Origin of the sequence: Streptomyces sp. NRRL F-6676 (assembly GCF_000725625.1) — a bacterium.
Lineage (GTDB): Bacteria > Actinomycetota > Actinomycetes > Streptomycetales > Streptomycetaceae > Streptomyces.
Genome location: NZ_JOHS01000028.1, coordinates 1 through 25738, shown reverse-complemented (window position 1 = coordinate 25738; position 25738 = coordinate 1). Strand labels below are relative to the sequence as shown.

The window sequence follows — 25738 nt, the reverse complement described above, 5'->3', positions numbered from 1 at the left end:
CCGCACGGCCACCGGCCCCCGTCGTTCATCCGCATCCGAGGAAGTTGGTCCAGCCGTGGTTCTGGGGTTCTCAATCGCCCTGATCGTGTTCAGCCTGCTGCTGATGCTGCTGGTGCTGATGCACAAGGGGAAGGGCGGCGGTCTCTCCGACATGTTCGGTGGCGGCATGCAGTCGTCCGTCGGCGGCTCCTCGGTCGCCGAGCGCAACCTGGACCGCATCACCGTCGTGGTCGGTCTGCTGTGGTTCGCGTGCATTATCGTCCTCGGTCTGGTGATGAAGGGCAATCACTAGTCCGGAGCCCACGACCAGCCCTTGGGACGCGGCCTATCATGGGGTTGCGTCCGGGGCCGGGGGGTAACTCCCCTCACTGGACGCGCGTTGGGCCTTACGTAGACTGAGGCGCTCGCAGCGAAGCGGAACGCCGACTCGCTTCGCGGCACCATCACGCAGGGAGTTACGACCGTGGCAAGTGGCAACGCGATCCGAGGAAGCCGGGTCGGGGCCGGCCCGATGGGCGAGGCCGAGCGCGGCGAGTCCGCGCCGCGTCTGCGCATCTCCTTCTGGTGCTCCAACGGGCACGAGACGCAGCCGAGCTTCGCCAGCGACGCGCAGGTCCCCGACACCTGGGACTGCCCGCGCTGCGGCTTCCCCGCCGGACAGGACCGGGACAACCCGCCGGACCCCCCGCGCACGGAACCGTACAAGACGCACCTCGCCTACGTACGGGAGCGGCGCAGCGACGCGGACGGCGAGGCGATCCTCGCGGAGGCGCTCGCGAAGCTGCGGGGCGAGATCTAGGGCGACGACAACGGCCAGGCACCTACGAAGGTGTCTGGCCGCAGTCCTCTCCCGAGCCGCACGCCTGTCGGTGACGGCGTCGTGGCCCGTTCGCATGCCCTGATCAATTAGGTTGGGACCGGCAGCGGGGCACAGCACGCACAGGCAAGGCAAGGAAGAAGGCGGAAGTCCGAGATGAACGCAGACAGCCGTACCCGGCTCGACCGCACACCCGAGTGGTCCGCGCTGGCCGCGCACCGCGAGGAACTGGCCGGCACCCACCTGCGGGAGCTGTTCGAGGCCGACCCCGCGCGCGGCACCGGCTACACCCTCCAGGTCGGCGACCTCTACGTCGACTACTCCAAGCAGCTCGTCACCGACGACACCCTGCGGCTGCTGCGCGAGCTGGCCGCCGCCACCGACGTGTTCGGGCTGCGGGACGCGATGTTCCGCGGCGAGCGCATCAACACCACGGAGAACCGGGCCGTCCTGCACACCGCGCTGCGCGCCCCGCGCGACGCGGTGATCGAGGTGGACGGCGAGAACGTCGTCCCGGCCGTGCACGCCGTCCTCGACAAGATGGCCGACTTCGCCGGGCGGGTCCGCTCGGGGGAGTGGACCGGGCACACCGGCCGGCGCATCAAGAACGTCGTCAACATCGGCATCGGCGGCTCGGACCTGGGCCCCGCGATGGCCTACGAGGCGCTGCGCGCCTTCACCGACCGCGACCTCACCGTCCGGTTCGTGTCGAACGTCGACGGCGCGGACCTGCACGAGGCCATCCGCGACCTGGACGCCGCCGAGACGCTGTTCGTCATCGCCTCCAAGACGTTCACCACCATCGAGACGATCACCAACGCCACCTCCGCCCGCAACTGGCTGCTGGGCGAGCTGAAGGCCGGTCAGGACGCCGTCGCCAAGCACTTCGTGGCGCTCTCGACGAACGCGGAGAAGGTCGCCGACTTCGGCATCGACACCGCCAACATGTTCGAGTTCTGGGACTGGGTCGGCGGGCGGTACTCGTACGACTCGGCGATCGGCCTGTCCCTGATGATCGCGATCGGTCCCGACCGGTTCCGCGAGATGCTGGACGGTTTCCGGCTGGTCGACGAGCACTTCCGTACGGCTCCGGCCGAGTCCAATGTGCCGTTGCTCCTTGGACTGCTGGGGATCTGGTACGGGAACTTCCATGGGGCGCAGTCGCACGCGGTGCTGCCGTACTCGCACTATCTCTCGCGGTTCACGGCCTACCTCCAGCAGCTCGACATGGAGTCCAACGGCAAGTCCGTGGACCGGGACGGGCGGCCGGTGGAGTGGGAGACGGGGCCCGTGGTGTGGGGGACGCCCGGCACGAACGGGCAGCACGCGTACTACCAGTTGATCCACCAGGGGACGAAGCTCATCCCCGCCGACTTCATCGGCTTCGCCGAGCCGGTGGCGGAGCTGAGCGAGGAGCTGAAGGCGCAGCACGACCTGCTGATGGCGAACTTCTTCGCGCAGACGCAGGCGTTGGCGTTCGGGAAGACGGCGGAGGAAGTGCGGGCGGAAGGGGTCCCGGAGGAGCAGGTGGCGCCGCGGACGTTCCGCGGGAACCACCCCACGACGACGATCCTCGCGCGCGAGCTGACGCCGTCGGTGCTGGGGCAGCTCATCGCGCTGTACGAGCACAAGGTGTTCGTGCAGGGCGCGGTGTGGGGGATCGACTCGTTCGACCAGTGGGGGGTCGAGCTGGGGAAGGTGCTGGCGAAGCGGGTGGAGCCGGCGCTGACGGAGGGGGCGGACGTGCCGGGGCTCGACGCGTCCAGCCGCGCGCTGGTCGCCAAGTACCGGGCGCTGCGCGGGCGGTAGGGATTTTCCTCGCCCCCGCCGCCCCTTCCCGTCCCAACCCGGGGCAAGCCCCCGGACCCCCGAAAAGATCGCGCAGTTCCCCGCGCCCCTGATCCAGGGGCGCGGGGAACTGCGCAACGGGGTCCAAGGGGCGGAGCCCCTTGAAGGGATGGGACGGGTAGGGGCGGCGGGGGCGAAAACCTCCTACGCCGACGCCGGCGGGTACAGCGAGCGCGGGAGTTGCGAGGCCGCGGGCTCGTCCAGGAGCCACAGGGTCCGGGCGGTGCCGTAGGCTCCCGCCGCCGGTGCCTGGATCTCGCCCGCGCCCGACAGGGCGATCTTCACCGCCCCCGCCTTGTCCTCGCCCGCCGCCAGCAACCACACCTCACGTGCGGCACGGATCGCCGGCAACGTCAGCGACACCCGCACCGGCGGCGGCTTCGGCGCACCATGCACCCCCACCACCGTCCGCGAGGTCTCCCGCACCGCCGGCAGCTCCGGGAACAGCGAGGCGACATGCGTGTCGGGCCCGACGCCCAGCATCAGCACGTCGAACGCCGGCACCCCGCCGTGGTCCCCCGGCCCGGCCGCCCGGGCCAGCTCCGCCGCGTACCCCTCGGCCGCCGCCTCCACGTCCGAGCCGTACCGTCCGTCGGAGGCGGGCATGGCGTGCACGCGCTCCGGATCCAGCGGCACCGCGTCGAGGAGCGCCTCGCGCGCCTGGGTGACGTTGCGCTCGGGGTCGCCCTCGGGCAGGAACCGCTCGTCGCCCCACCACAGGTCCAGGCGCCCCCAGTCGATCGCGTCCCGCGCGGGCGCGGCGGCGAGCGCGGCCAGCAGGCCGTTGCCGTTGCGCCCGCCGGTCAGCACGACGGAGGCGTGGCCGGTGGAGGCCTGGGCGTCGACGACCTTGGTGATCAGCCGCGCGGCGGCGGCCTGGGCCATCAGTTCCTTGTCGCGGTGGACGACGAGTTGCGGTGTGCTCACTTGGCGGCCGCCTCCTTCTCCGCGGAACCCTCGGCGGACGCGTCCGCGGACTTCCCCGCCGGCGCACCCCCCGCGGCCTTCTCCGCCGCCGCCCACGCCGCGTCCGCCGCGCCCGCGTTCCCGGCGTGCAGCCGCTCCACGCCGAACCGCAGCGCGGACGCGTAGGTGTCGTCCGGGTCGAGCCGGCGCAGCTCCTCCGCGATCAGCTCGGCGGTGTCACGGCGCTTGAGCGCCACCGCCCGCTCCGGCTGGCCCTCGATGGTGAGGGTGGCCAGCCGGCCGTCGGCGCGGTCCAGGGTGATCGGGCCGCAGTCCGTGGACATCCGGACCGCCGTGAGACCGGGGCCGCCGGACGACGACCGCCGCACCGGCACGTCCAGCCGGTCCGCGAGCCACATGGCCAGCAGCTCGCAGCTCGGATTGGACTCCTCGCCCTCCACCTCGACCGCCTGCACCTCGCAGGCGACCTGGTCCAGGGCGGCCGCCAGCATGGAGCGCCAGGGCGTGATCCGGGTCCAGGACAGATCGGTGTCGCCGGGTGTGTAGGCGTCGGCGCGGGCGCTCAGCTCGCGGACCGGCTCCTCGGCGGCGTAGGTGTCGGTGACCCGGCGCTGGGCGAGCGCGCCCAGCGGGTCGCCGGCCGGGTCGAGCGGCGCGTTGACCGGCCACCAGACGACGACGGGCGCGTCGGGGAGCAGCAGCGGCAGCACCACGGACTGGGCGTGGTCGGCCACCTCGCCGTACAGCCGCAGCACCACCGTCTCGCCGGTGCCCGCCTCCGCGCCGAGCCGGACCTCCGCGTCCAGCCGGGACGTGGTGCGGTCCCGGGGGGTGCGCGAGACGCGCTTGATGACGACCAGCGTGCGCGAGGGGTGCTCGTGCGCGGCCTCGCCGGCGGCCTTCAGCGCGTCGTAGGCGTTCTCCTCGTCGGTGACGATGACGAGGGTGAGCACCAGTCCGACGGCCGGGGTGCCGATCGCGCGGCGGCCCTGCACCAGCGCCTTGTTGATCTTGCTGGCCGTGGTGTCGGTGAGATCGATCTTCATGGCCGGCGCCAGCTCCGTCCGTCTCGCTCCAGCATCTCGTCGGCCTCCGCGGGGCCCCAGGTGCCCGAGGCGTACTGCGCGGGCGTGCCGTGGGTGTCCCAGTACCGCTCGATCGGGTCGAGGATCTTCCAGGACAGCTCCACCTCCTCCGTACGCGGGAAGAGGTTGGCGTCGCCGAGCAGGACGTCCAGGATGAGCCGCTCGTACGCCTCCGGGCTGGACTCGGTGAAGGACTCGCCGTAGGCGAAGTCCATGGACACGTCCCGGATCTCCATCGACGTGCCCGGCACCTTGGAGCCGAAGCGGACCGTGACACCCTCGTCGGGCTGGACCCGGATGACGATGGCGTTCGAGCCGAGCTCCTCGGTGGCGGTGGTGTCGAACGGCGAGTGCGGGGCCCGCTGGAAGACCACCGCGATCTCGGTGACCCGGCGGCCGAGCCGCTTGCCGGTGCGCAGATAGAACGGCACCCCGGCCCAGCGGCGGTTGTCGATGCCGAGCTTTATCGCCGCGTAGGTGTCGGTCTTCGACTGCGGGTCGATGCCCTCCTCCTGGAGGTAGCCGACCGCCTTCTCGCCGCCCTGCCAGCCGGCCGCGTACTGCCCGCGCACGGTGTCCAGACCGAGGTCCTTGGGCAGCCGGACGGCGCCGAGCACCTTGGTCTTCTCCGCCGCCAGCGCGTCCGCGCCGAAGGAGGCGGGCTCCTCCATCGCGGTCAGCGCCATCAGCTGGAGCAGATGGTTCTGGATGACGTCACGGGCGGCGCCGATGCCGTCGTAGTACCCGGCCCGGCCGCCGATGCCGATGTCCTCGGCCATCGTGATCTGCACATGGTCCACGAAGGACCGGTTCCAGATCGGCTCGAACATCTGGTTGGCGAAGCGCAGCGCCAGGATGTTCTGGACGGTCTCCTTGCCCAGGTAGTGGTCGATCCGGAACACCTGGTCCGAACCGAACACCTCGTGCACGATCGAGTTGAGCTCCTCGGCGGAGGCGAGATCGTGCCCGAACGGCTTCTCGATCACCGCGCGCCGCCAGGAGCCGCCCGACTGGTCGGCCAGGCCGTGCTTCTTCAGCTGCTGGATGACGACCGGGAACGACTTCGGCGGCACCGACAGATAGAAGGCGAAGTTGCCGCCCGTGCCCTGCGCCTTGTCCAGCTCCTCGATCGTGCCGCGCAGCCGCTTGAACGCCTCGTCGTCGTCGAACGTGCCCTGGACGAAACGCATGCCCTGGACGAGCTGCTGCCAGACCTCCTCGCGGAAGGGCGTGCGCGCGTGCTCCTTCACCGCGTCGTGCACGACCTGCGCGAAGTCCTCGTGCTCCCACTCGCGGCGGGCGAAGCCGACCAGGGAGAAGCCCGGCGGCAGCAGGCCGCGGTTGGCCAGATCGTAGACGGCGGGCATCAGCTTCTTGCGCGACAGATCCCCCGTGACGCCGAAAATGACAAGGCCCGACGGCCCCGCGATACGCGGGAGCCGTCGGTCCGCGGCGTCACGGAGCGGGTTGGCTCCGTGTGCGGTCAAGGGGTCAGCCCTCCGAAGGGGCGAGGCGCTTGAGCTCCGCCTCGGTCGACTTGAGCAGGTCGTTCCAGGCGCCCTCGAACTTGTCGACGCCCTCGTCCTCCAGGAGCTGGACCACCTCGTCGTACGAGATGCCGATCTTCTCGAGCGCGTCGAGGTCGGCACGGGCCTGCTCGTAGGTGCCGGCCACCGCGTTGCCGCGGATCTCGCCGCTCTCCTCGGTGGCCTGGAGGGTGGCCTCCGGCATGGTGTTCACCGTGTTGGGCGCGACCAGCTCGTCGACGTACAGCGTCGCCTTGTACGCCTTGTCCTTGACGCCCGTGGAGGCCCACAGCGGACGCTGCTTGCGGGCGCCCGCCTTCTCCAGGGCCGCCCAGCGGTCCGAGGAGAAGACCTCCTCGTACGCCTGGTAGGCGAGCCGGGCGTTGGCCACGCCGGCCTTGCCGCGCAGCGCCTTGGCCTCGTCGGTGCCCTGCGCGTCGATCCGCTTGTCGATCTCGGTGTCCACACGGGAGACGAAGAAGGACGCCACGGAACGGATCTGCGACAGGTCCAGGCCGCGCTCCTTGGCCTTCTCCAGACCGGCCAGGTAGGCGTCCATCACCTCGCGGTAGCGCTCCAGCGAGAAGATCAGCGTGACGTTGACGCTGATGCCGAGGCCCAGGGTCTCGGTGATCGCCGGGATGCCCGCGCGGGTGGCCGGGATCTTGATGAGCGTGTTGGGGCGGTCCACCAGCCAGGCCAGCTGCTTGGCCTCGGCGACGGTCGCCTTGGTGTTGTGCGCCAGGCGCGGGTCCACCTCGATGGAGACCCGGCCGTCCTGGCCGTCGGTGGCGTCGAAGACCGGGCGCAGGATGTCGGCGGCGTCCCGGACGTCCGCCGTCGTGATCATGCGGATGGCCTCTTCGACCGTGACCTTGCGGAACGCGAGGTCGGAGAGCTGCTGGTCGTAGCCGTCGCCCTGCGAGATCGCCTTCTGGAAGATCGACGGGTTGGTGGTGACGCCCACGACGTGCTGCTGGTCGATCAGCTCGGCGAGGTTGCCGGACGTGATCCGCTTGCGCGACAGGTCGTCCAGCCAGATCGCCACGCCTTCCTCGGAGAGGCGCTTGAGTGCGTCTGTCATGGAAAATGCATCTCCTACGTGTCGTATATGAGCGTCAGCGCCGGACGGCGGCGAGGGATTCCCGGGCCTGGTCGGCCACGTTCTCGGCAGTGAAGCCGAACTCGCGGAAGAGCACCTTGCCGTCCGCCGACGCGCCGAAGTGCTCCAGCGAAACGATGCGGCCGGCGTCCCCGACGTACTTGTGCCAGGTCAGTCCGATCCCCGCCTCGACGGCGACCCGCGCCTTGACGGACGGAGGCAGCACCGAGTCCCGGTACCCCTGGTCCTGCTCCTCGAACCACTCCACCGACGGCATGGACACCACCCGGGTCGGAACACCTTCCGACTGAAGCCGTTCCCGCGCCTCGACCGCGACATGCACCTCGGAGCCGGTGGCGATGAGGATGACCTCCGCGTCGCCGCCCTCGGCCTCGAACAGGACGTAGCCGCCCTTCACGGTGTCCTCGTTGGCCTCGTACGTCGGCACGCCCTGCCGGGTCAGCGCCAGACCGTGCGGGGCACCCTTGCCGAACTCCTTCGTCCAGCGGCGCAGGATCTCCCGCCAGGCGATCGCCGTCTCGTTGGCGTCGGCCGGGCGGACCACGTTCAGACCCGGGATGGCGCGCAGCGAGGCCAGGTGCTCGACCGGCTGGTGGGTCGGGCCGTCTTCGCCCAGACCGATGGAGTCGTGCGTCCACACGTACGTCACCGGTAGGTGCATCAGCGCCGAGAGGCGCACCGCGTTGCGCATGTAGTCGGAGAACACGAGGAACGTGCCGCCGTAGACGCGGGTGTTGCCGTGCAGCGTGATGCCGTTCATCTCCGCGGCCATGGAGTGCTCGCGGATGCCGAAGTGGATCGTGCGGCCGTACGGGTCGGCCTCCGGCAGGTGGTTGCCCTCGGGGAGGAAGGAGCTGGTCTTGTCGATCGTGGTGTTGTTCGAACCCGCGAGGTCGGCGGAGCCGCCCCACAGCTCCGGGATCACCGCGCCGAGCGCCTGGAGCACCTTGCCGGAGGCGGCACGCGTGGCGACGCCCGTACCCGGCTCGAACACCGGGAGCTTGGCCTCCCAGCCGGCCGGCAGCTCGCCCTTGGCGATCCGGTCGTAGTCGGCCGCCCGCTCCGGGTTGGCGCCGCGCCAGGACTGGTAGCCCTTGTCCCACTCGGCCTTGGCCTCGGTGCCCCGGTCGAGCGCCTTGCGGGTGTGCGCGAGGACCTCGTCGGCGACCTCGAAGCTCTTCTCCGGGTCGAAGCCCAGGACGCGCTTGGTGGCCGCGACCTCGTCCGCGCCGAGCGCCGAGCCGTGCGCGGCCTCGGTGTTCTGGGCGTTCGGGGCCGGCCAGGCGATGATCGAGCGCATCGCGATGAAGGACGGCCGGTCGGTGACGGCCTTGGCCCGCTGGATCGCCGCGTAGAGCGCCTGCGGGTCCAGGTCGCCGTTCTCCTTCGGCTCCACCCGCTGCACGTGCCAGCCGTAGGCCTCGTAGCGCTTGGCGGTGTCCTCGGAGACGGCGGTCTCCGTGTCGCCCTCGATCGAGATGTGGTTGTCGTCCCACAGCAGGATCAGGTTGCCGAGTTTCTGGTGCCCGGCCAGCGAGGACGCCTCGGCGGAGATGCCCTCCTGGAGGCAGCCGTCACCGGCGACGCAGTAGATGAAGTGGTCGAACGGGGAGTCGCCCTGGGCGGCCTCCGGGTCGAACAGACCGCGCTCGTAGCGGGCGGCCATCGCCATGCCGACGGCGTTGGCGACACCCTGGCCCAGCGGGCCGGTCGTGGTCTCCACGCCCACCGTGTGGCCGTACTCCGGGTGACCGGGGGTCTTGGAGCCCCAGGTACGGAAGGACTGGAGGTCCTCCAGCTCCAGGCCGAAGCCGGCGAGGTAGAGCTGGATGTAGAGGGTCAGGGACGAGTGGCCGGCGGACAGCACGAAACGGTCGCGGCCCACCCAGTCGGCGTCGGCCGGGTCGTGGCGCATCACCTTCTGGAAGAGGGTGTAGGCGGCCGGTGCCAGGCTCATCGCCGTACCCGGATGGCCGTTTCCGACCTTCTGTACGGCATCGGCGGCCAGGACACGGGCGGTGTCCACGGCCCGCTGGTCCAGTTCGGTCCACTCGAGGTCTGTGGTGGTCGGCTTGGTGCTCACCCTGGGTCAGGGCTCCTCTCCACATGTCGAATGCCGGTCACGCGGCGCGTACCGGCCGTGATGAGCCTACCCCTGGAGGTAGTGCGTTCTTTCGACTCGTCCCGGATGCCGGACCTGTCCCCGGCACCCCGGCCGGACGGGTCCCGCCCGGCCGTGGACCCCTCCATACGCGGCCCGTCACCCGAGTGCTCAATGAGGAGGTCGGGCGGGGTGCCCCACACGGCCACCCCCGCGCAGAGCGAAGGAGGGGCAACGTCTAAAGTGGCGTGGTACGCGCGAGTCCTTTACCCGCCATTGGTGCGGGTACGACTCGCTTTGATGTCCATGTCAGGGGTGTGCGTGACGGCCGTCGAATCCCGACCCGCGGATGGGGGTACCGCCCGCACCGTCAAGGATGCGGGGGAAGTCGAGGCGGGCAGCAGCCGGCGCCAACGGCCGTTCGGGGCCCGTGTGAAGGCGTTCGTGGCGCTGACCAAGCCGCGGATCATCGAACTGCTCCTGATCACCACCGTTCCGGTGATGTTCCTCGCCCAGCAGGGCGTGCCGGACCTCAAGCTGGTCCTGCTCACCTGCCTCGGCGGCTACCTCTCCGCGGGCGGCGCCAACGCGCTCAACATGTACATCGACCGCGACATCGACGCGCTGATGGAGCGCACCTCGCAGCGTCCGCTGGTCACCGGCATGGTCAGCCCCCGGGAGTGCCTCGCCTTCGGTATCGGCCTCGCGGTCGTCTCGACGCTGCTGTTCGGCCTCACCGTCAACTGGCTCTCCGCCTGGCTGGCGCTCGGCGCGCTCCTCTTCTACGTCGTCGTCTACACGATGATCCTCAAGCGGCGCACCTCGCAGAACATCGTGTGGGGCGGCATCGCGGGCTGCATGCCGGTGCTGATCGGCTGGTCCTCGGTCACCGACTCGGTCTCCTACGCGCCGATCATCCTCTTCCTGGTGATGTTCTTCTGGACGCCGCCGCACTACTGGCCGCTCTCCATGAAGGTCAAGGACGACTACGCGCGCGTGGGCGTGCCCATGCTCCCGGTGATCGCCTCCAACAAGGTGGTCGCCCGGCAGATCGTCCTCTACAGCTGGGTGATGGTCGGGGCCTCCCTGCTGCTCACCCCGCTCGGCTACACCGGCTGGTTCTACCTGGCGGTGGCGCTGGCGGCCGGCGGCATGTGGCTGTGGGAGGCGCACGCGCTGTTGAACCGCGCGAAGGCGGAGGTGACGGGCGCCAAGCTGAAGGAGATGCGCCTGTTCCACTGGAGCATCACCTATGTGTCGATCCTCTTCGTGGCGGTCGCGGTGGACCCCTTCCTGAGGTAGTCCCCTCCGGACACGACGGCGACGGGCGGGCGCGTGGGCAAGACCACGCGCCCGCCCGTCGCCGTTCTTCCTACCCGCCGGTAGCATCCTGGCCATGGCAGACGACACGGCAGACGACACCCAGCAGGACGGCAGCTCCGCCGACGCCCGGCGCGCCGCCCGGGACGCCCGCAGGGCCACCCGGCTGGCCAAGGAGATCGGCTCCTTCGCCAAGGCGCACGGCGGCGCCGAGGGACAGATCGCATACCTCGGCCAGCGCGGCGCGCGCATCGTCCTCGTCGGCGCGGACGGCGGCTGGGGCGACCTGGTGGCACCGACCCACGCGATCGCGAAGCAGGCGGTGGCGGCGGCCGGCCTCACCGTGCACGAGGCGTTCGACGGGGAGTTCGCGGGCCGGGTGCGCACCGGACCCTACGAGTGGTCGCGCATGGCCGGGATCCAGGTGGGCGGCCGGGGCAACGGCTGACGCGGGCGGGTGGCCGCGTAACGGCCGGTGCCGGGCGCACCCGTCGGGGCCCTTCGGGCGTTAGGCCTTCCGAGAGGAACGGTCCAGCCGCGGGGGAGCCCGAATGATCGACACGCCGTCACTGGTGGACCAGTACTGCCACGGCGTCCTCCGCACCGAGCTGGGCCTCGGCACCTTCGAGGCCCAGCTCGCCCGTACCGAGGGCCCGCCCGCCGCCGGCACCACCCTCTTCGACACCCAGACGGGCTTCGCCGTACGCCGCTGGTGCCCGCCCCTGCTCGGCCTGGAGCCGCACTGCCCGCCGGCCCGCTATCTCGCCCGGCGGCGCGAACTGGGCGCCCTGGAGGCCGGACGGCGGCTGCTGCGGGGCAGCGGCATCACCACGTACCTCGTCGACACCGGGCCGCCCGGTGATCTCACCGGTCCCGGCGAGATGGCGCTCGCCGGGGACGCCGAGGCGCACGAGATCGTACGGCTCGAACCGCTCGCGGAGCAGGTCGCCGACACCTCCGGGACGGTGGAGTCCTTCCTCGCGGGCCTCGCCGAGGCCGTCCACTCCGCGGCCGAGCACGCGGTGGCGTTCACGTCGGTCGCGGGGCTGCGGCACGGGTCGGTGCTCGCGCCGGAGCCGCCGGGGCCGGGGGAGGTGCGGGGGGCCGCCGCGCGGTGGCTGGGCCGGCGTGGGGTGGGGGGCCCGCCGACCGATCCCGTGCTGCTGCGGCATCTGCTGTGGGTGGCGGTGGCCGCGGGGCGGCCGTTGCAGCTGCACGCGGGGCCGGGCGGGGCGGGGGCGGCCGCGCGGGTCGTGGATCCCGGGGTGCTCGCGGAGTTCGCGCGGGCGACGGCGGGGGTCGGTACGGATCTGGTGCTGCTGCACGGTTACCCCTACCACCGGCAGGCGGCCCATCTCGCGGGGGTGTTTCCGCATGTGTACGCCGATCTGGGGGCGCCGCTCGTGCGGACGGGGGCGCGGGCGGCGGAGGTCCTCGCGGAGGCGCTGGAACTGGCCCCGTTCGGGAAGCTGCTGTTCTCCAGCGGGGGGCGGGGGCTGCCGGAGCTGCATGTGGTGGGGGCGCGGTTGTTCCGGGAGGCGCTGGGGAGGGTGCTGGGGGCGTGGGTGGGGGAGGGCGCGTGGGCGCGGGCGGATGCGGAGCGGGTGGCGGGGCTGATCGCGGCGGGCAACGCGGGGCGACTGTACGGCGTGGGGTGACCGGAGGTCTTCGCCCCCGCCGGGCCTGTCGGGCGGTTCGCACCTGATCAGGGGCGCGGGGAACCGCGCGATCTTTTGGGGGTCCGGGAGCGGAGCCCCCGGGGATGGGACGGGTAGGGGCGGCGGGGGCGAGGAAGAACTACAGGGCCTACGCCGTGGTGAGCGTTGGTGACGGGGCGGCGGACGGGTCGGCCGGGATCGCCGGGCGTTCGCGGAGCGACAGATGCACCCGGAGGACGCCCACCCACATCACCGCCGAGCCCAGCATGTGTGCCCCCACCAGCGCCTCCGGCAGGTTCGTGAAGTACTGCACATAACCGATCACACCCTGCGCCAGCAGGATCAGGAACAGCTCCCGGGTCCGCACCAGCGGCCCCCTCGGCGCGTCCACCGCCTTCAGCACGAACCACAACGCGAACGTCAGCGTCACCACGATCCACGCCAGCACCGCGTGCAGCTTGCTCACCGTCTCCCAGTCCAGCGGCATCCGCTCCACCTCGCTGGAGTCCCCCGCGTGCGGCCCCGCCCCGGTCACCACCGTGCCCACCGCGAGCAGCACCACGGACGCCACGACCAGGACCCACACCAGCTGCCGCACCGCCGTGCCGACCAGCGGCCGAGGCTCCCCGTCGCCCTCCCGGGTGCGCTGCCACATCACGGTGGCCACCCCGATGAGCGCCGAGGTCAGCAGGAAGTGCGCCGCGACCGTGTACGGGTTGAGGCCGACCAGCACCACGATGCCGCCGAGCACCGCGTTGCCCATGACGATCCAGAACTGCGCCCAGCCCAGCCGGGTCACGCTCCGTCGCCACGGCTTCTCGGCCCGCGCCGCGATGATCGCCCAGCCGACCGCCGCGCACAGCACGTACGTCAGCATCCGGTTGCCGAACTCGATCACCCCGTGGAAGCCCATCGCGCTGGTGGTGGTGAGCGAGTCGCCGGTGCACTTGGGCCAGGTCGGGCAGCCGAGCCCGGAGCCGGTGAGCCGTACCGCGCCGCCGGTGACGACCAGGACGACCGCCATGGCGAGCGCGAGGAAGGCCGCCCACTGGACGGTCCGCGGTGTCGGCGTCCAGCGTGCGGCGATGAAGGCGAGCGGGTTGCGCACGGCCTGTACGGCCTCGGCGCGGGTCAGCTTGGGCACGGGCACCATCGTAGGCGGCCGCTTGTGCACCGATTCACGAGGGGCGCCCCCCACAGGTGTGCCTCCGCTCACTCCCAGCGGAAGAACCGCCCCGCCGCCGCGAGCCCCACGACCGCCCAGACGGCGAGGATCCCCAGGTCGCCCCACGGCATCCCGGCGCCGTCGCGCAGGACGTCCCGCAGCCCGTCCGAGAGCGCGGAGATGGGCAGCAGCCCGAGGACGTCCTGGGCCGCGCCCGGGAACTTGTCCAGCGGCACGATCACGCCGCCGCCGACCAGCAGCAGCAGGAAGACCAGGTTCGCGGCGGCCAACGTGGCCTCCGCCTTCAGCGTGCCCGCCATCAGCAGGCCGAGCCCGGAGAACGCGGCGGTGCCGAGCACCAGCAGGAGCAGCACCGCGCCCGGGTTGCCGTGCGGTGACCAGCCGAGGGCGAAGGCGATCGCGGTCAGCAGGGCCACCTGGAGCGCCTCGGTCACCAGTACGGACAGCGTCTTGGCGGTCATCAGGGCCCAGCGGGGCAGCGGGGAGACGGCGAGCCGCTTCAGGACGCCGTAGCGCCGCTCGAAGCCGGTGGCGATCGCCTGCCCGGTGAACGCCGTCGACATCACGGCGAGCGCCAGGATGCCGGGGGCCAGGAAGTCGACGGCCTCGCCCGCGCCCGTGTCGACGATGTCCACGGAGCTGAAGAGGACGAGGAGCAGCGTGGGGATGACGGCGGTCAGCAGCAGCTGCTCGCCGTTGCGCAGCAGCATCTTCGTCTCGAGCACGGCCTGCGCCCCGATCATGCGCGGCAGCGGGGCCGCGCCGGGCTTCGGTGCGTAGGCGCCGGTACCGGTGGCGGTGGTCATGAGCGCAGCTCCTTGCCGGTGAGCGCCAGGAAGACGTCTTCGAGGGTGTGCCGTTCGACCGAGATGCGGTCCGGCATCACCCCGTGTTGCGCGCACCAGGAGGTGACGGTGGCCAGCAGCTGGGGGTCGATCTTGCCGGAGACCCGGTACGAGCCCGGCGTCAGCTCCGCGGCCGTGCAGTCGGCGGGCAGCGCCTTGAGCAGCGAGCCCACGTCGAGGCCGGGGCGGCCGGTGAAGCGCAGGGTGTTCTCGGCACCGCCGCGGCACAGCTCCTCGGGGGAGCCCTGGGCGATGACCCGGCCGCCGTCGATGATGGCCACGTCGTCGGAGAGCTGTTCGGCCTCGTCCATGTGGTGCGTGGTGAGGATGACGGAGACGCCGTCGGCGCGCAGGTCCCGGACGAGGTCCCAGGTGGCGCGGCGGGCCTGCGGGTCCAGGCCGGCGGTGGGCTCGTCGAGGAAGACCAGCTCCGGGCGGCCGACGACGGCCATCGCCAGTGCGAGGCGCTGCTGCTGGCCGCCGGAGAGCCGGCGGTAGCTGGTGCGGCCGCACGAGTCGAGGCCGAGCCGTTCGATCAGCGCGTCGACGTCGAGCGGGTGGGCGTGCAGTTTCGCCACGTGGCGCAGCATCTCCTCGGCGCGGGCGCCGGAGTAGACGCCGCCGGACTGGAGCATCACGCCGATGCGGGGGCGCAGGGCGGCGCCTTCGCGCACGGGGTCGAGGCCGAGCACGCGGACGGTTCCGGAGTCCGGTCTGCGGTAGCCCTCGCAGGTCTCGACGGTGGTGGTCTTGCCCGCACCGTTGGGGCCGAGCACGGCGGTGACGCCGGGGCGGGCCACGAGGTCGAGACCGTCGACGGCGGTCTTGGCGCCGTACCGCTTCACCAGGGCGCGCACCTGGACGACCGGGTCGCTTCGCATGAGGCGAAGTCTAGGTTCGTGCGGGGTGCGCTCCGCGCGGGGGTGGGCAGGGCGAGCCCTCGGCCCCGGGGCGCCTTCCGGCTCGGGGGGATCTGCCGGTTCGGGGGCTGCGGGTCCGTCGTGGCTTGTCGCGCGGTTCCCCGCGCCCCTGAACAACAGGCGGCACCCGCCGCTTTCGAGGGGCGCGGTGAACTGCGCGAACGGCCGCCACCGGGCCGCGCCCGGACCACCCGCCCGCGGCGCCCCGAAACGTTTCCGCAGGTCGGCTTAGGTATGCCTAAGTGATTCAGCCCACCACCCGCCCGGTGGACCCTCGCTTGCCCGGGTCCGGCGAATTACGCAACAATGGCGTTGTGAAAAACGTCGGCGAGGCTCCGCAGGAGGATCTCGCGACCGGTGAGCGGTCCACCCGCAACCGTGTCGCGCGCTCCGTCCTGGACCACGGCCCCTCGACCGTCGCCGAGCTCGCCGGCCGCCTCGGCCTCACCCAGGCCGCCGTACGCCGGCATCTGGACGCGCTGCTCGCGGACAACGTCGTGGAGGCCCGTGAGCGCCGGGTCTACGGGGCCCGCACCCGCGGCCGCCCGGCCAAGGTGTTCGCGCTGACCGACTGCGGCCGGGACGCCTTCGACCAGTCGTACGACCAGCTCGCCGCGGACGCGCTCCGCTTCATCCGGGAGCGCTTCGGCGGCGACGAGGCGGTCGTCGCCTTCGCCCGCGCCCGGATCGCCGAGCAGGCCGCCGCCTACCGCGCGGCGATCGACGCCGCCGGCCCCGAGGAGCGCACCGAGGCCCTGGCCAGGGCGCTGAGCGCGGACGGGTACGCTGCCACGGCACGCAGTGCGCCCCTCCCGCACCACGGCGAACAGCTCTGCCAGCACCACTGCCCGGTCGCCCACGTCGCGGAACAGTTCCCGCAACTCTGCGAGGCGGAAACAGAAGTGTTCTCGCAACTGTTGGGTACACACGTGCAGCGACTGGCGACCATCGCGCACGGCGACGGCGTCTGCACGACGTTCATCCCCAAGATTTCCCACGAAGCATCTGCACGCACGGCCGGGAGGAACCCCGCATGACTCTCCCCACGGAGACTGCTCACCCCGAACTCGAGGGCCTGGGCAAGTACGAATACGGCTGGGCCGACTCCGACACGGCCGGCGCCTCCGCCAAGCGCGGCATCAACGAGGACGTCGTCCGCGACATCTCCGCGAAGAAGTCCGAGCCGGAGTGGATGACGAAGCTGCGGCTGAAGGGCCTGCGGCTCTTCGAGAAGAAGCCGATGCCGAACTGGGGCTCGGACCTGTCGGGGATCGACTTCGACAACATCAAGTACTTCGTGCGCTCCACGGAGAAGCAGGCGGAGTCCTGGGAGGACCTGCCCGAGGACATCAAGAACACCTACGACAAGCTCGGCATCCCCGAGGCGGAGAAGCAGCGCCTGGTCGCCGGTGTCGCCGCGCAGTACGAGTCGGAGGTCGTCTACCACCAGATCCGCGAGGACCTGGAGGAGCAGGGTGTCATCTTCCTGGACACCGACACCGCCCTGAAGGAGCACCCCGAGCTCTTCAAGGAGTACTTCGGGACCGTCATCCCCGTCGGCGACAACAAGTTCGCCTCGCTGAACAGCGCGGTGTGGTCCGGCGGCTCCTTCATCTACGTGCCGAAGGGCGTGCACGTCGAGATTCCGCTCCAGGCCTACTTCCGCATCAACACGGAGAACATGGGCCAGTTCGAGCGGACCCTGATCATCGTCGACGAGGGTGCCTACGTGCACTACGTCGAGGGCTGCACGGCGCCGATCTACAAGTCGGACTCGCTGCACTCCGCGGTCGTCGAGATCATCGTCAAGAAGAACGCCCGCTGCCGCTACACGACCATCCAGAACTGGTCGAACAACGTCTACAACCTGGTCACCAAGCGCGCCGTCGCCTACGAGGGCGCCACCATGGAGTGGATCGACGGCAACATCGGCTCCAAGGTGACGATGAAGTACCCGGCCGTCTACCTGATGGGCGAGCACGCCAAGGGCGAGACGCTCTCCATCGCCTTCGCGGGCGAGGGCCAGCACCAGGACGCGGGCGCCAAGATGGTCCACATGGCCCCGAACACGTCGTCCAACATCGTGTCGAAGTCCGTGGCCCGCGGCGGCGGCCGCACCTCCTACCGCGGCCTCATTGAGATCGGCGAGGGCGCCCCCGGCGCCAAGTCGAACGTGCTCTGCGACGCCCTGCTCGTCGACACCATCTCCCGCTCCGACACGTACCCCTACGTGGACGTCCGCGAGGACGACGTGTCCATGGGCCACGAGGCGACCGTCTCCAAGGTCTCCGAGGACCAGCTCTTCTACCTGATGAGCCGCGGCCTGAGCGAGTTCGAGGCGATGGCGATGATCGTGCGCGGCTTCGTCGAGCCGATCGCCAAGGAACTGCCGATGGAGTACGCGCTGGAGCTCAACCGGCTGATCGAGCTTCAGATGGAGGGCGCGGTCGGCTGACCCGCCGCCCCCGCGCACAGCCGACGGCCCGCCCGCCCGAGCGGGCCGCGGAACACGACAACACGCAGGAAGAGAGCACGACGACAGCCATGGCCGAGGCCCACACCAACCCGGTCGGTTCCACCACCGCCGGCTCGATCGCGGTGGCCGCCGAGTCGACCGTCGCCACGCGCATGAGCGCGCCGCCGTCCTTCGACGTGGCGGACTTCCCGGTACCGCACGGCCGTGAGGAGGAGTGGCGCTTCACCCCCCTCGAACGCCTGCGCGGGCTGCACGACGGCACCGCCGTCGCCGACGGCTCGATCAAGGCCGAGATCTCCGCCCCCGACGGCGTGCGTGTCGAGTCCGTCGCCCGGGACGACGCCCGGCTCGGCCGGACCGGCGCCCCCGTGGACCGGGTCGCGGCCCAGGCCTACTCCGCCTTCGAGAAGGCGACGATCGTCACCGTGCCCAAGGAGACCGCGCTCAGCGAGCCGGTCCGCCTGGCCCTGCACGGCGAGGGCGGCGTGACCTACGGGCACACCGTCTTCGAACTCGGCGCCTTCGCCGAGGCCACCGTCGTCATCGACCACACCGGCGACACCGTGCGCGCGGCCAACGTCGAGTACGTCCTCGGGGACGGCGCCAAGCTCACCGTCGTCACCGTCATGGACTGGGACGACACCGCCGTCCACGCCTCCCAGCAGAGCGCCCTGGTCGGCCGCGACGCCACCTTCCGGCACATCGTCGTCACCTTCGGCGGCGACCTGGTGCGCATCCACCCGCGCGTCAGCTACGCCGGCACCGGCGGCGAGGCCGAGCTGATCGGCCTGTACTTCACCGACCGTGGCCAGCACCACGAGCACCGCCTCCTGGTCGACCACAACACCCCCCACTGCACGTCCAACGTCGTCTACAAGGGCGCCCTCCAGGGCGACTCCGCGCACGCCGTGTGGATCGGTGACGTGCTCATCGAGGCCAAGGCCGAGGGCACCGACACCTACGAGATGAACCGGAACCTGGTCCTCACCGACGGCGCCCGCGTCGACTCGGTGCCGAACCTGGAGATCGAGACCGGCGAGATCGTCGGCGCCGGCCACGCCTCCGCCACCGGCCGGTTCGACGACGAGCAGCTCTTCTACCTGATGGCCCGCGGCATCCCCGAGATCGACGCCCGCCGGCTGGTCGTGCGCGGCTTCTTCGCCGAGCTCGTGCAGCGGATCGGTATCGCCGACATCGAGGAGCGCCTGCTCGCCAAGATCGAGGAGGAGCTGGAGGCGTCGGTCGCATGACCTTCGTACGCGCCTGCGGGCTGAGCGAGCTGGAGGAGGACACCCCCAAGCGGGTGGAACTCGACGGCACGCCCGTCTCCCTCGTGCACACCGAGGGCGAGGTGTTCGCCATCCACGACATCTGCTCGCACGCCAACGTCTCCCTCTCCGAGGGCGAGGTCGACGACTGCCACATCGAGTGCTGGCTGCACGGCTCGCGCTTCGACCTCCGTTCCGGAAAGCCCGACAGCCCCCCGGCGACACGTCCCGTCCCCGTATACCCCGTAAAGATCGAAGGGGACGACGTGCTCGTCTCCCTCACCCAGGAGTCCTGAGGCACCCATGGCAACGCTTGAAATCCGAGACCTGCACGTCACCGTCGAGGCCGACAACGCCACGAAGGAGATCCTCAAGGGCGTCGACCTCACCGTGAAGCAGGGCGAGACGCACGCCATCATGGGCCCCAACGGCTCCGGCAAGTCGACCCTCGCCTACTCCCTCGCGGGTCACCCCAAGTACACGATCACCGGCGGCACCGTCACCCTCGACGGCGAGGACGTCCTGGAGATGTCCGTCGACGAGCGCGCCCGCGCCGGCCTCTTCCTCGCCATGCAGTACCCGGTCGAGGTCCCCGGTGTGTCGGTGAGCAACTTCCTGCGCACCTCCGCCACCGCCGTCCGCGGCGAGGCCCCCAAGCTGCGTACCTGGGTCAAGGAGGTCAAGGAGGCCATGGAGCGCCTCCACATGGACTCCTCCTTCGCCGAGCGCAACGTCAACGAGGGCTTCTCCGGCGGTGAGAAGAAGCGCCACGAGATCCTCCAGCTCGAACTGCTCAAGCCGAAGGTCGCCATCCTCGACGAGACCGACTCCGGCCTCGACGTCGACGCCCTGCGCATCGTCTCCGAGGGCGTCAACCGCGTCCGCGAGACCGGCGAGGTCGGCACCCTGCTGATCACGCACTACACGCGCATCCTGCGCTACATCAAGCCCGACTTCGTGCACGTCTTCTCCGCGGGCCGCATCGTCGAGTCCGGCGGCGCCGAACTCGCCGACAAGCTGGAGGAAGAGGGCTACGAGGCATACACGAAGGGTGGCGTATCAGCGTGACGCAGTTGCCGGGCCTCCTCGACACCGAGGCGATCCGCAAGGACTTCCCGATCCTGGACCGCCAGGTCCACGACGGCCGCAGGCTCGTCTACCTCGACAACGCGGCGACCTCGCAGACCCCGCGCCAGGTGATCGACGTCCTGGACGAGTACTACGAGCAGCACAACGCCAACGTCCACCGGGGCGTGCACGTGCTCGCCGAGGAGGCCACGGCGCTGTACGAGGGCGCGCGCGACAAGGTCGCCGCGTTCATCAACGCTCCGAGCCGCGACGAGGTGATCTTCACCAAGAACGCCTCCGAGTCGCTCAACCTCGTGGCCAACATGCTCGGCTGGGCCGACGAGCCCTACCGGGTCGACCACGACACCGAGATCGTCATCACGGAGATGGAGCACCACTCCAACATCGTGCCCTGGCAGCTGCTCGCGCAGCGCACGGGCGCGAAGCTGAAGTGGTTCGGACTGACCGACGACGGCCGGCTCGACCTCTCCCGGATCGACGAGATCATCACCGAGAAGACGAAGATCGTCTCCTTCGTGCTGGTCTCCAACATCCTCGGCACCCTCAACCCGGTCGAGGCGATAGTCCGCCGCGCCCAGGAGGTCGGCGCGCTGGTCTGCGTCGACGCCTCCCAGGCCGCGCCGCACATGCCCGTGGACGTACAGGCCCTCCAGGCCGACTTCGTGGCCTTCACCGGCCACAAGATGTGCGGCCCGACCGGCATCGGCGTGCTGTGGGGCCGCCAGGAGCTGCTGGAGGACCTGCCCCCGTTCCTCGGCGGCGGCGAGATGATCGAGACGGTGTCGATGCACTCCTCGACCTACGCCCCCGCCCCGCACAAGTTCGAGGCGGGCACCCCGCCGATCGCCCAGGCGGTCGGTCTCGGCGCGGCGATCGACTACCTGAACTCGATCGGCATGGACAAGGTCCTCGCGCACGAGCACGCGCTCACCGAGTACGCGGTCAAGCGGCTGCTGGAAGTGCCCGACCTGCGGCTCATCGGCCCCACCACGGCCGAGGACCGCGGCGCCGCGATCTCGTTCACCCTGGGTGACATCCACCCGCACGACGTGGGCCAGGTCCTCGACGAGCAGGGCATCGCGGTACGCGTCGGCCACCACTGCGCGCGCCCCGTCTGCCTGCGGTACGGAATTCCCGCGACCACGCGAGCGTCGTTCTATCTGTACTCCACACCGGGCGAGGTCGACGCGCTGATCGACGGTCTGGAGCACGTACGGAACTTCTTCGGATGAAGGGCTGAGGCGTGAAGCTGGACTCGATGTACCAGGAAGTCATCCTCGACCACTACAAGAACCCGCACGGGCGGGGCTTGCGGGACGGCGACGCCGAGGTGCACCACGTCAACCCGACGTGCGGTGACGAGATCACGCTGCGTGTGAAGTACGACGGCACCACCATCAGCGACGTCAGCTACGAGGGCCAGGGCTGTTCGATCAGCCAGGCCTCCGCCTCCGTGCTGAACGACCTCCTCGTCGGCAAGGACGTCGCCGAGGCGCAGCGGATCCAGGAGACCTTCCTGGAGCTGATGCAGTCCAAGGGCAAGGTCGAGCCCGACGACGCGATGGAGGAGGTCCTGGAGGACGCGGTCGCGTTCGCCGGGGTCTCCAAGTACCCGGCGCGGGTCAAGTGCGCGCTGCTGAGCTGGATGGCGTGGAAGGACGCGACGGCCCAGGCCCTCCAGGACGCCGGCGCCGACCCCGAAAGGACAACGGCATGACCGACACCGTGGAGATGAAGCCGGCCTCGGAGGAGGAGCTCCGCGAGGCCCTGATGGACGTCGTCGACCCCGAACTGGGCATCGACGTCGTCAATCTCGGCCTCATCTACGGCATCCACATCGACGAGGCGAACATCGCCACCGTCGACATGACCCTGACGTCCGCGGCCTGTCCGCTGACCGATGTCATCGAGGACCAGGCCAAGTCCGCCACGGACGGCCTCGTCAACGAGCTGCGCATCAACTGGGTCTGGATGCCGCCGTGGGGCCCCGACAAGATCACGGACGACGGCCGCGAGCAGCTGCGGGCGCTGGGCTTCAACGTCTGAGCGGACGCGGCATGCGGCATGCGGTCCGCGTGAGCAGGCGACGGCCCCCGGCGCGGGTAAGCGCCGGGGGCCGTGGCGTTGCCGGGAGCCGGGAGCCGGAGCCGGAGCCGGGGCCGGGGTGCGGCGCGGGCGTCGTACAGTCGCCCGCATGGGAATGGGATACGTGCTGCTCGGCGGGGCCATCGCGGCGGAGGTGGCGGCCACGACCGCGATGAAGTACAGCGAGGGCTTCACCCGGCTCTGGCCCTCCCTGATCACCGTCGCCGGCTACCTGCTGTCCTTCGCACTCCTGGCCCAGACCCTGAAAACGGTCTCGATCGGCACGGCCTACGCCATCTGGTCCGGCGTGGGCACGGCCGCCATCGCCACCATCGGCCTCCTGGCCTTCGGCGAAACCCTCACCGCGGCGAAACTGGCCGGCCTGACCCTGATCGTGGCGGGGGTGGTGGTCCTGAACATGGGCGGCAGCCATTAGCGTCCGCGAGAGGGCGCGGGTCTGCGTCGATCCGCGGCTCCGCCGCGTGGGCGCGACCCCCCCCGTACCGCACCCGAAAACGCACCCCCGCCACCCCTCCCGGGGCATGGGGGCCGGCCCCGTACCCCGCCGGTTGGCCCCCGGCCGTCCCCGCCGGTTAGGTTGCCGTCATGACCGACATGACGACCACCCGCACCACCGGCGCCGCCGCCGCCGGCCTCGCCACCCTCACCCCCGACGGCACCGTTCTCGACACCTGGTTCCCCGCCCCCGAGCTGACCGGGGACCCCGGCCCGGCCGGCACCGAGCGGCTGTCCGCCGAGCGTGCCGCGGAGCTGCTCGGCGAGGGCGCCGCCAAGGCGATCGGCCCGGACAGCCGCCGCGGCGTCGAGGTCGTCGCGGTCCGCACGGTCATCGCCTCCCTGGACGACAAGCCGCTCGACGCGCACGACGTCTATCTGCGCCTGCACCTGCTCTCGCACCGTCTGGTCAAGCCGCACGGGCTGAGCCTGGAGGGCCAGTTCGGCTTCCTCGCCAACGTCGCCTGGACCTCGCTCGGCCCGGTCGCGGTCGACGACATCGAGAAGGTGCGGCTCAACGCCCGCGCCGAGGGCCTGCACCTCCAGGTGACCTCGGTCGACAAGTTCCCGCGCATGACGGACTACGTCGTGCCGAAGGGCGTCCGCATCGCCGACGCGGACCGGGTCCGCCTCGGCGCGCACCTCTCCGCGGGCACCACGGTCATGCACGAGGGCTTCGTCAACTTCAACGCCGGCACGCTCGGCACGTCCATGGTCGAGGGCCGGATCTCCGCCGGCGTCGTGGTGGGCGACGGCTCGGACATCGGCGGCGGCGCCTCCACGATGGGCACGCTGTCCGGCGGCGGCAACGTGATCATCTCCCTCGGCGAGCGCTGCCTGGTCGGCGCCGAGGCGGGCGTCGGCATCGCGCTCGGCGACGAGTGCGTGGTCGAGGCCGGCCTGTACATCACCGCGGGCACCCGGGTCACCATGCCCGACGGCCAGATCGTCAAGGCCCGCGAGCTCTCCGGCGCCTCGAACATCCTCTTCCGCCGCAACTCGGTCACCGGCACGGTCGAGGCCCGCCCCAACAACGCGGTCTGGGGCGGCCTGAACGACATCCTGCACGCCCACAACTGACGGGCCGGAAGACCCCGGCAGCGTCGCACCGGCCGGTTCAGACCCCGCCCGCCAGGCGCTCGTACAGCGCCAGCAGCCCGTCGGCCGTCTGCCGGCCGGCGGGCCGCAGGGGCGGGCGGACGGGGCCCGCGGGGAGGCCGAGGCGGGTGAGGAGCGCCTTGGTGGTGACCGTGCCGGGGAGGGCGGTCGCCATCATGGCCTCGATCAGGTCGTTCGCCGCGTGCTGGTGGCGGGCGGCGGCTGTCGTGTCACCGGTGTCGAACGTGTCGAGGATCGCGCGGAAGTGGCGCGGTACGACGTTCGCGACGGTGCTCACACAGCCGGCGCCGCCGACCGCGTACAGCGCCAGGGTCTGTTCGTCGCAGCCCGCGTAGTACGCCAACTCCGTGCGGTGCAGCACCTTCTGGGTGCCCAGGAGGTCGTGGGCGCAGTCCTTCACCGCCACGATCCGGGGGTGCCCGGCCAGGCGGAGCAGTGTCTCCGGTTCGATGCGGGTGCCCGTGCGGGCCGGGATGTCGTACAGCATCAGGGGCAGTCCGGTCGCGTCGGCGACCTCGCGCAGATGGGCCTCGACGGCGTCCTGCGGGGGGCGGCTGTAGTACGGGGCGACGACCAGGAGGCCGTCGGCGCCCGCCTTCTCCGCCGCACGGGCCAGCTCCGTGGTGTGCGCGGTGTCGGCCGTGCCGACCCCCGCCACGATCGTCGCGCGTGCGCCGACGGCTTCCCGTACCGACCGCACGAGCGCCACCTTCTCCGCGTCCGTGGTGGTCGGGGACTCGCCCGTCGTGCCGGAGAGGACGAGTCCGTCGCAGCCCTCCTCGACCAGGCGGGCGGCCAGCCGCTGGGCGCCGTCCAGGTCGAGGGCGCCGTCGTCGGTGAAGGGGGTGACCATCGCGCACAGGGCGCGGCCGAAGGGGGTGGGGCGGGGCGGTGTGAGTGTCATACGGGGAGTCTCGGGCGGTTCTTTGTGTAGCACTACTTAAATTTGCTACGAGGTGGTGGGGTCGATCGCTAATCGGTGGTGGTCTGGAGGAGGGTAGGGAGCGGCGGCCAGGGGTACCCGGGATTCTTCCGACACGAGAGGAGGCGGACCGTGACCACGACCGAGGCCAAGCCCGTGCGCACCGTCCACTACCCGGACCGTCCGGACCACCATTCGGTGGGGGAACTCGTCGGTCAGGCGACCGAACAGCTCTCCCGGCTCGTACGTCAGGAAGTGAGCCTCGCCAAGGAGGAACTCGCCGAGAAGGGGCGCCGGGCCGGGCGCGGCGGCGGGCTGCTGGGCGGGGCGGGCGCCGTCGCCTACGTCGGGCTGATGGCGCTGGCGGCCACGGCCATCGCCGCGATCGCGGTGGCGTTGCCCGTGTGGGCCGCCGCGCTGATCGTGACGGCGGGGCTGTTCCTGGTGGCGGGCGTGCTCGGGCTGATGGGGCGGGCGCAGTTGCGGCGGGCGACGCCGCCGAAGCCGGAGGAGACGCTGGACAGCGTCAAGGCCGATGTCGACGAGATCAAGGGGAGGGTGCACCGGTGACGGGCCACGGCGGAGCGGGTGAGCGAGGGGACGCCGGGCAGTTGGCCGGGTCCGTGCCGGCGTCCGGGCGGAACGCGACGGGGGCGAAGGGACCGGACGAGTTGCGGCGGCAGATCGAGGAGACGCGGGGGGCGCTCGGCGACACGGTGGAGGAGCTGGCCGGGAAGGCCGATGTGAAGGGGCGGGCGCGGGCGCGGGCGGAGGATCTGCGGGACCGGGCCGGGGCGGTGTCGGTGCAGTTGCGGAGTACGGCGGTGCGGGTGTCGGAGCGGCAGAGGGTGCCGTTGGTCGTCGCGGGGGTCGGGGCGGGGGCGGTTGTCGCGGCGGGGGTGTGGTG

27 protein-coding genes are annotated in these 25738 nt (G+C 71.2%); 18 read left to right on the top strand and 9 right to left on the bottom strand.

Annotation, left to right across the window (positions count from 1 at the left end):
* The first annotated feature begins 55 nt into the window (after positions 1-55).
* From secG to pgi, 3 genes are all read left to right on the top strand, one after another.
* A complete protein-coding gene (secG, locus tag IO29_RS18530; RefSeq protein WP_030380610.1) occupies positions 56-292 on the top strand; it encodes a preprotein translocase subunit SecG in 237 nt (78 codons plus the stop codon).
* A 171-nt stretch (positions 293-463) separates the two neighbouring features.
* Positions 464-799: an RNA polymerase-binding protein RbpA gene (locus IO29_RS18525; RefSeq protein WP_003957010.1), complete on the top strand. Its 336-nt coding sequence runs from the start codon at positions 464-466 to the stop codon at positions 797-799.
* Positions 800-973: 174 nt separating this feature from the next.
* On the top strand, positions 974-2626 hold the full coding sequence (gene pgi, locus IO29_RS18520) for a glucose-6-phosphate isomerase (protein ID WP_030380609.1): 1653 nt from the start codon (positions 974-976) through the stop codon (positions 2624-2626).
* 183 nt (positions 2627-2809) lie between these two features.
* Here the strand turns inward: pgi and pgl are convergent, their stop codons facing one another.
* From pgl to tkt, 5 genes are read right to left on the bottom strand one after another with little or no spacing between them, the layout of a single operon-like run.
* The gene (gene pgl, locus IO29_RS18515) at positions 2810-3592 is read right to left on the bottom strand and encodes a 6-phosphogluconolactonase (RefSeq protein ID WP_030380608.1); all 783 of its coding nucleotides are present in this window, start codon (positions 3590-3592) and stop codon (positions 2810-2812) included.
* A complete protein-coding gene (gene opcA / locus IO29_RS18510; protein WP_030380607.1) occupies positions 3589-4638 on the bottom strand; it encodes a glucose-6-phosphate dehydrogenase assembly protein OpcA in 1050 nt (349 codons plus the stop codon). The genes pgl and opcA overlap by 4 nt, the downstream gene beginning before the upstream one ends.
* On the bottom strand, positions 4635-6164 hold the full coding sequence (gene zwf, locus IO29_RS18505; RefSeq protein WP_030380606.1) for a glucose-6-phosphate dehydrogenase: 1530 nt from the start codon (positions 6162-6164) through the stop codon (positions 4635-4637). Before zwf ends, opcA begins: the two co-directional genes overlap by 4 nt.
* 4 nt (positions 6165-6168) lie before the next feature.
* The gene (tal, locus tag IO29_RS18500) at positions 6169-7287 is read right to left on the bottom strand and encodes a transaldolase (RefSeq protein ID WP_030380605.1); all 1119 of its coding nucleotides are present in this window, start codon (positions 7285-7287) and stop codon (positions 6169-6171) included.
* A gap of 34 nt (positions 7288-7321) precedes the next feature.
* A complete protein-coding gene (gene tkt, locus IO29_RS18495) occupies positions 7322-9409 on the bottom strand; it encodes a transketolase (protein ID WP_030380604.1) in 2088 nt (695 codons plus the stop codon).
* Between the two features lie 318 nt (positions 9410-9727).
* Between tkt and IO29_RS18490 the strand changes: the two genes are divergently transcribed.
* The 3 genes from IO29_RS18490 to IO29_RS18480 all read left to right on the top strand — a co-directional run bounded on the left by IO29_RS18490 (position 9728) and on the right by IO29_RS18480 (position 12405).
* The gene (locus IO29_RS18490; RefSeq protein ID WP_106969850.1) at positions 9728-10729 is read left to right on the top strand and encodes a heme o synthase; all 1002 of its coding nucleotides are present in this window, start codon (positions 9728-9730) and stop codon (positions 10727-10729) included.
* Between the two features lie 94 nt (positions 10730-10823).
* Positions 10824-11195, top strand: coding sequence for a hypothetical protein (locus IO29_RS18485; protein ID WP_030380602.1), 372 nt, complete (start codon positions 10824-10826; stop codon positions 11193-11195).
* A gap of 103 nt (positions 11196-11298) precedes the next feature.
* Positions 11299-12405: an amidohydrolase family protein gene (locus IO29_RS18480; RefSeq protein WP_030380601.1), complete on the top strand. Its 1107-nt coding sequence runs from the start codon at positions 11299-11301 to the stop codon at positions 12403-12405.
* Between the two features lie 148 nt (positions 12406-12553).
* Here the strand turns inward: IO29_RS18480 and IO29_RS18475 are convergent, their stop codons facing one another.
* The 3 genes from IO29_RS18475 to IO29_RS18465 are packed head-to-tail and all read right to left on the bottom strand — an operon-like array spanning position 12554 to position 15317.
* Complete coding sequence (locus IO29_RS18475; RefSeq protein ID WP_030380600.1) at positions 12554-13558, bottom strand: COX15/CtaA family protein; 1005 nt, start codon at positions 13556-13558, stop codon at positions 12554-12556.
* 59 nt (positions 13559-13617) lie between these two features.
* Entirely contained in the window at positions 13618-14397 is a 780-nt protein-coding gene (locus IO29_RS18470) for an ABC transporter permease (protein WP_030380599.1), read from the bottom strand.
* The gene (locus IO29_RS18465) at positions 14394-15317 is read right to left on the bottom strand and encodes an ABC transporter ATP-binding protein (protein WP_030380598.1); all 924 of its coding nucleotides are present in this window, start codon (positions 15315-15317) and stop codon (positions 14394-14396) included. The genes IO29_RS18470 and IO29_RS18465 overlap by 4 nt, the downstream gene beginning before the upstream one ends.
* A 353-nt stretch (positions 15318-15670) precedes the next feature.
* On the opposite strand from IO29_RS18465, the gene IO29_RS18460 reads away from it, so the two are divergent.
* From IO29_RS18460 to dapD, 10 genes are all read left to right on the top strand, one after another.
* Positions 15671-16393 (top strand): helix-turn-helix transcriptional regulator, encoded by a 723-nt coding sequence (locus IO29_RS18460; RefSeq protein WP_030380597.1) that lies wholly within the window; start codon positions 15671-15673, stop codon positions 16391-16393.
* The gene (gene sufB / locus IO29_RS18455; protein ID WP_030380596.1) at positions 16390-17811 is read left to right on the top strand and encodes a Fe-S cluster assembly protein SufB; all 1422 of its coding nucleotides are present in this window, start codon (positions 16390-16392) and stop codon (positions 17809-17811) included. The genes IO29_RS18460 and sufB overlap by 4 nt, the downstream gene beginning before the upstream one ends.
* An 89-nt stretch (positions 17812-17900) precedes the next feature.
* On the top strand, positions 17901-19082 hold the full coding sequence (gene sufD / locus IO29_RS18450) for a Fe-S cluster assembly protein SufD (RefSeq protein ID WP_030380595.1): 1182 nt from the start codon (positions 17901-17903) through the stop codon (positions 19080-19082).
* Complete coding sequence (locus tag IO29_RS18445; protein WP_030380594.1) at positions 19079-19396, top strand: non-heme iron oxygenase ferredoxin subunit; 318 nt, start codon at positions 19079-19081, stop codon at positions 19394-19396. Before sufD ends, IO29_RS18445 begins: the two co-directional genes overlap by 4 nt.
* Before the next feature lie 7 nt (positions 19397-19403).
* Complete coding sequence (gene sufC, locus IO29_RS18440; protein WP_030380593.1) at positions 19404-20168, top strand: Fe-S cluster assembly ATPase SufC; 765 nt, start codon at positions 19404-19406, stop codon at positions 20166-20168.
* Positions 20165-21421 carry a cysteine desulfurase gene (locus tag IO29_RS18435; protein WP_030380592.1) on the top strand — a complete coding sequence of 419 codons (1257 nt, stop codon included), beginning with the start codon at positions 20165-20167 and terminating at the stop codon, positions 21419-21421. The genes sufC and IO29_RS18435 overlap by 4 nt, the downstream gene beginning before the upstream one ends.
* Before the next feature lie 11 nt (positions 21422-21432).
* The gene (sufU, locus tag IO29_RS18430; protein WP_030380591.1) at positions 21433-21906 is read left to right on the top strand and encodes a Fe-S cluster assembly sulfur transfer protein SufU; all 474 of its coding nucleotides are present in this window, start codon (positions 21433-21435) and stop codon (positions 21904-21906) included.
* Positions 21903-22235 (top strand): metal-sulfur cluster assembly factor, encoded by a 333-nt coding sequence (locus IO29_RS18425; RefSeq protein WP_030380590.1) that lies wholly within the window; start codon positions 21903-21905, stop codon positions 22233-22235. The genes sufU and IO29_RS18425 overlap by 4 nt, the downstream gene beginning before the upstream one ends.
* 154 nt (positions 22236-22389) lie before the next feature.
* Positions 22390-22710, top strand: a complete 321-nt coding sequence (locus tag IO29_RS18420; RefSeq protein WP_030380589.1) for a DMT family transporter — start codon at positions 22390-22392, stop codon at positions 22708-22710.
* Between the two features lie 170 nt (positions 22711-22880).
* Entirely contained in the window at positions 22881-23870 is a 990-nt protein-coding gene (gene dapD, locus IO29_RS18415) for a 2,3,4,5-tetrahydropyridine-2,6-dicarboxylate N-succinyltransferase (protein WP_030380588.1), read from the top strand.
* Positions 23871-23907: 37 nt separating this feature from the next.
* Here the strand turns inward: dapD and dapA are convergent, their stop codons facing one another.
* Entirely contained in the window at positions 23908-24813 is a 906-nt protein-coding gene (dapA, locus tag IO29_RS18410; protein ID WP_030380587.1) for a 4-hydroxy-tetrahydrodipicolinate synthase, read from the bottom strand.
* A gap of 150 nt (positions 24814-24963) precedes the next feature.
* Here dapA and IO29_RS18405 point away from each other — a divergent pair, with 150 nt between their 5' ends.
* Both IO29_RS18405 and IO29_RS18400 read left to right on the top strand, forming a co-directional pair.
* Positions 24964-25401: a phage holin family protein gene (locus IO29_RS18405; RefSeq protein ID WP_234307563.1), complete on the top strand. Its 438-nt coding sequence runs from the start codon at positions 24964-24966 to the stop codon at positions 25399-25401.
* A 41-nt stretch (positions 25402-25442) separates the two neighbouring features.
* A partial coding sequence (locus IO29_RS18400) for a DUF3618 domain-containing protein (RefSeq protein WP_037840560.1) occupies positions 25443-25738 on the top strand: 296 nt, incomplete at its 3' end.

Coding starts and splice junctions, on each gene's coding strand:
- pgi (WP_030380609.1), top strand. CDS start 974: ATGAACGCAGACAGCCGTACCCGGCTCGACCGCACACCCGAGTGGTCC.
- opcA (WP_030380607.1), bottom strand. CDS start 4,638: ATGAAGATCGATCTCACCGACACCACGGCCAGCAAGATCAACAAGGCG.
- tal (WP_030380605.1), bottom strand. CDS start 7,287: ATGACAGACGCACTCAAGCGCCTCTCCGAGGAAGGCGTGGCGATCTGG.
- IO29_RS18490 (WP_106969850.1), top strand. CDS start 9,728: ATGTCCATGTCAGGGGTGTGCGTGACGGCCGTCGAATCCCGACCCGCG.
- IO29_RS18485 (WP_030380602.1), top strand. CDS start 10,824: ATGGCAGACGACACGGCAGACGACACCCAGCAGGACGGCAGCTCCGCC.
- IO29_RS18480 (WP_030380601.1), top strand. CDS start 11,299: ATGATCGACACGCCGTCACTGGTGGACCAGTACTGCCACGGCGTCCTC.
- IO29_RS18475 (WP_030380600.1), bottom strand. CDS start 13,558: ATGGTGCCCGTGCCCAAGCTGACCCGCGCCGAGGCCGTACAGGCCGTG.
- IO29_RS18470 (WP_030380599.1), bottom strand. CDS start 14,397: ATGACCACCGCCACCGGTACCGGCGCCTACGCACCGAAGCCCGGCGCG.
- IO29_RS18465 (WP_030380598.1), bottom strand. CDS start 15,317: ATGCGAAGCGACCCGGTCGTCCAGGTGCGCGCCCTGGTGAAGCGGTAC.
- sufB (WP_030380596.1), top strand. CDS start 16,390: ATGACTCTCCCCACGGAGACTGCTCACCCCGAACTCGAGGGCCTGGGC.
- sufD (WP_030380595.1), top strand. CDS start 17,901: ATGGCCGAGGCCCACACCAACCCGGTCGGTTCCACCACCGCCGGCTCG.
- IO29_RS18445 (WP_030380594.1), top strand. CDS start 19,079: ATGACCTTCGTACGCGCCTGCGGGCTGAGCGAGCTGGAGGAGGACACC.
- sufC (WP_030380593.1), top strand. CDS start 19,404: ATGGCAACGCTTGAAATCCGAGACCTGCACGTCACCGTCGAGGCCGAC.
- IO29_RS18425 (WP_030380590.1), top strand. CDS start 21,903: ATGACCGACACCGTGGAGATGAAGCCGGCCTCGGAGGAGGAGCTCCGC.
- IO29_RS18420 (WP_030380589.1), top strand. CDS start 22,390: ATGGGATACGTGCTGCTCGGCGGGGCCATCGCGGCGGAGGTGGCGGCC.
- dapD (WP_030380588.1), top strand. CDS start 22,881: ATGACCGACATGACGACCACCCGCACCACCGGCGCCGCCGCCGCCGGC.
- dapA (WP_030380587.1), bottom strand. CDS start 24,813: ATGACACTCACACCGCCCCGCCCCACCCCCTTCGGCCGCGCCCTGTGC.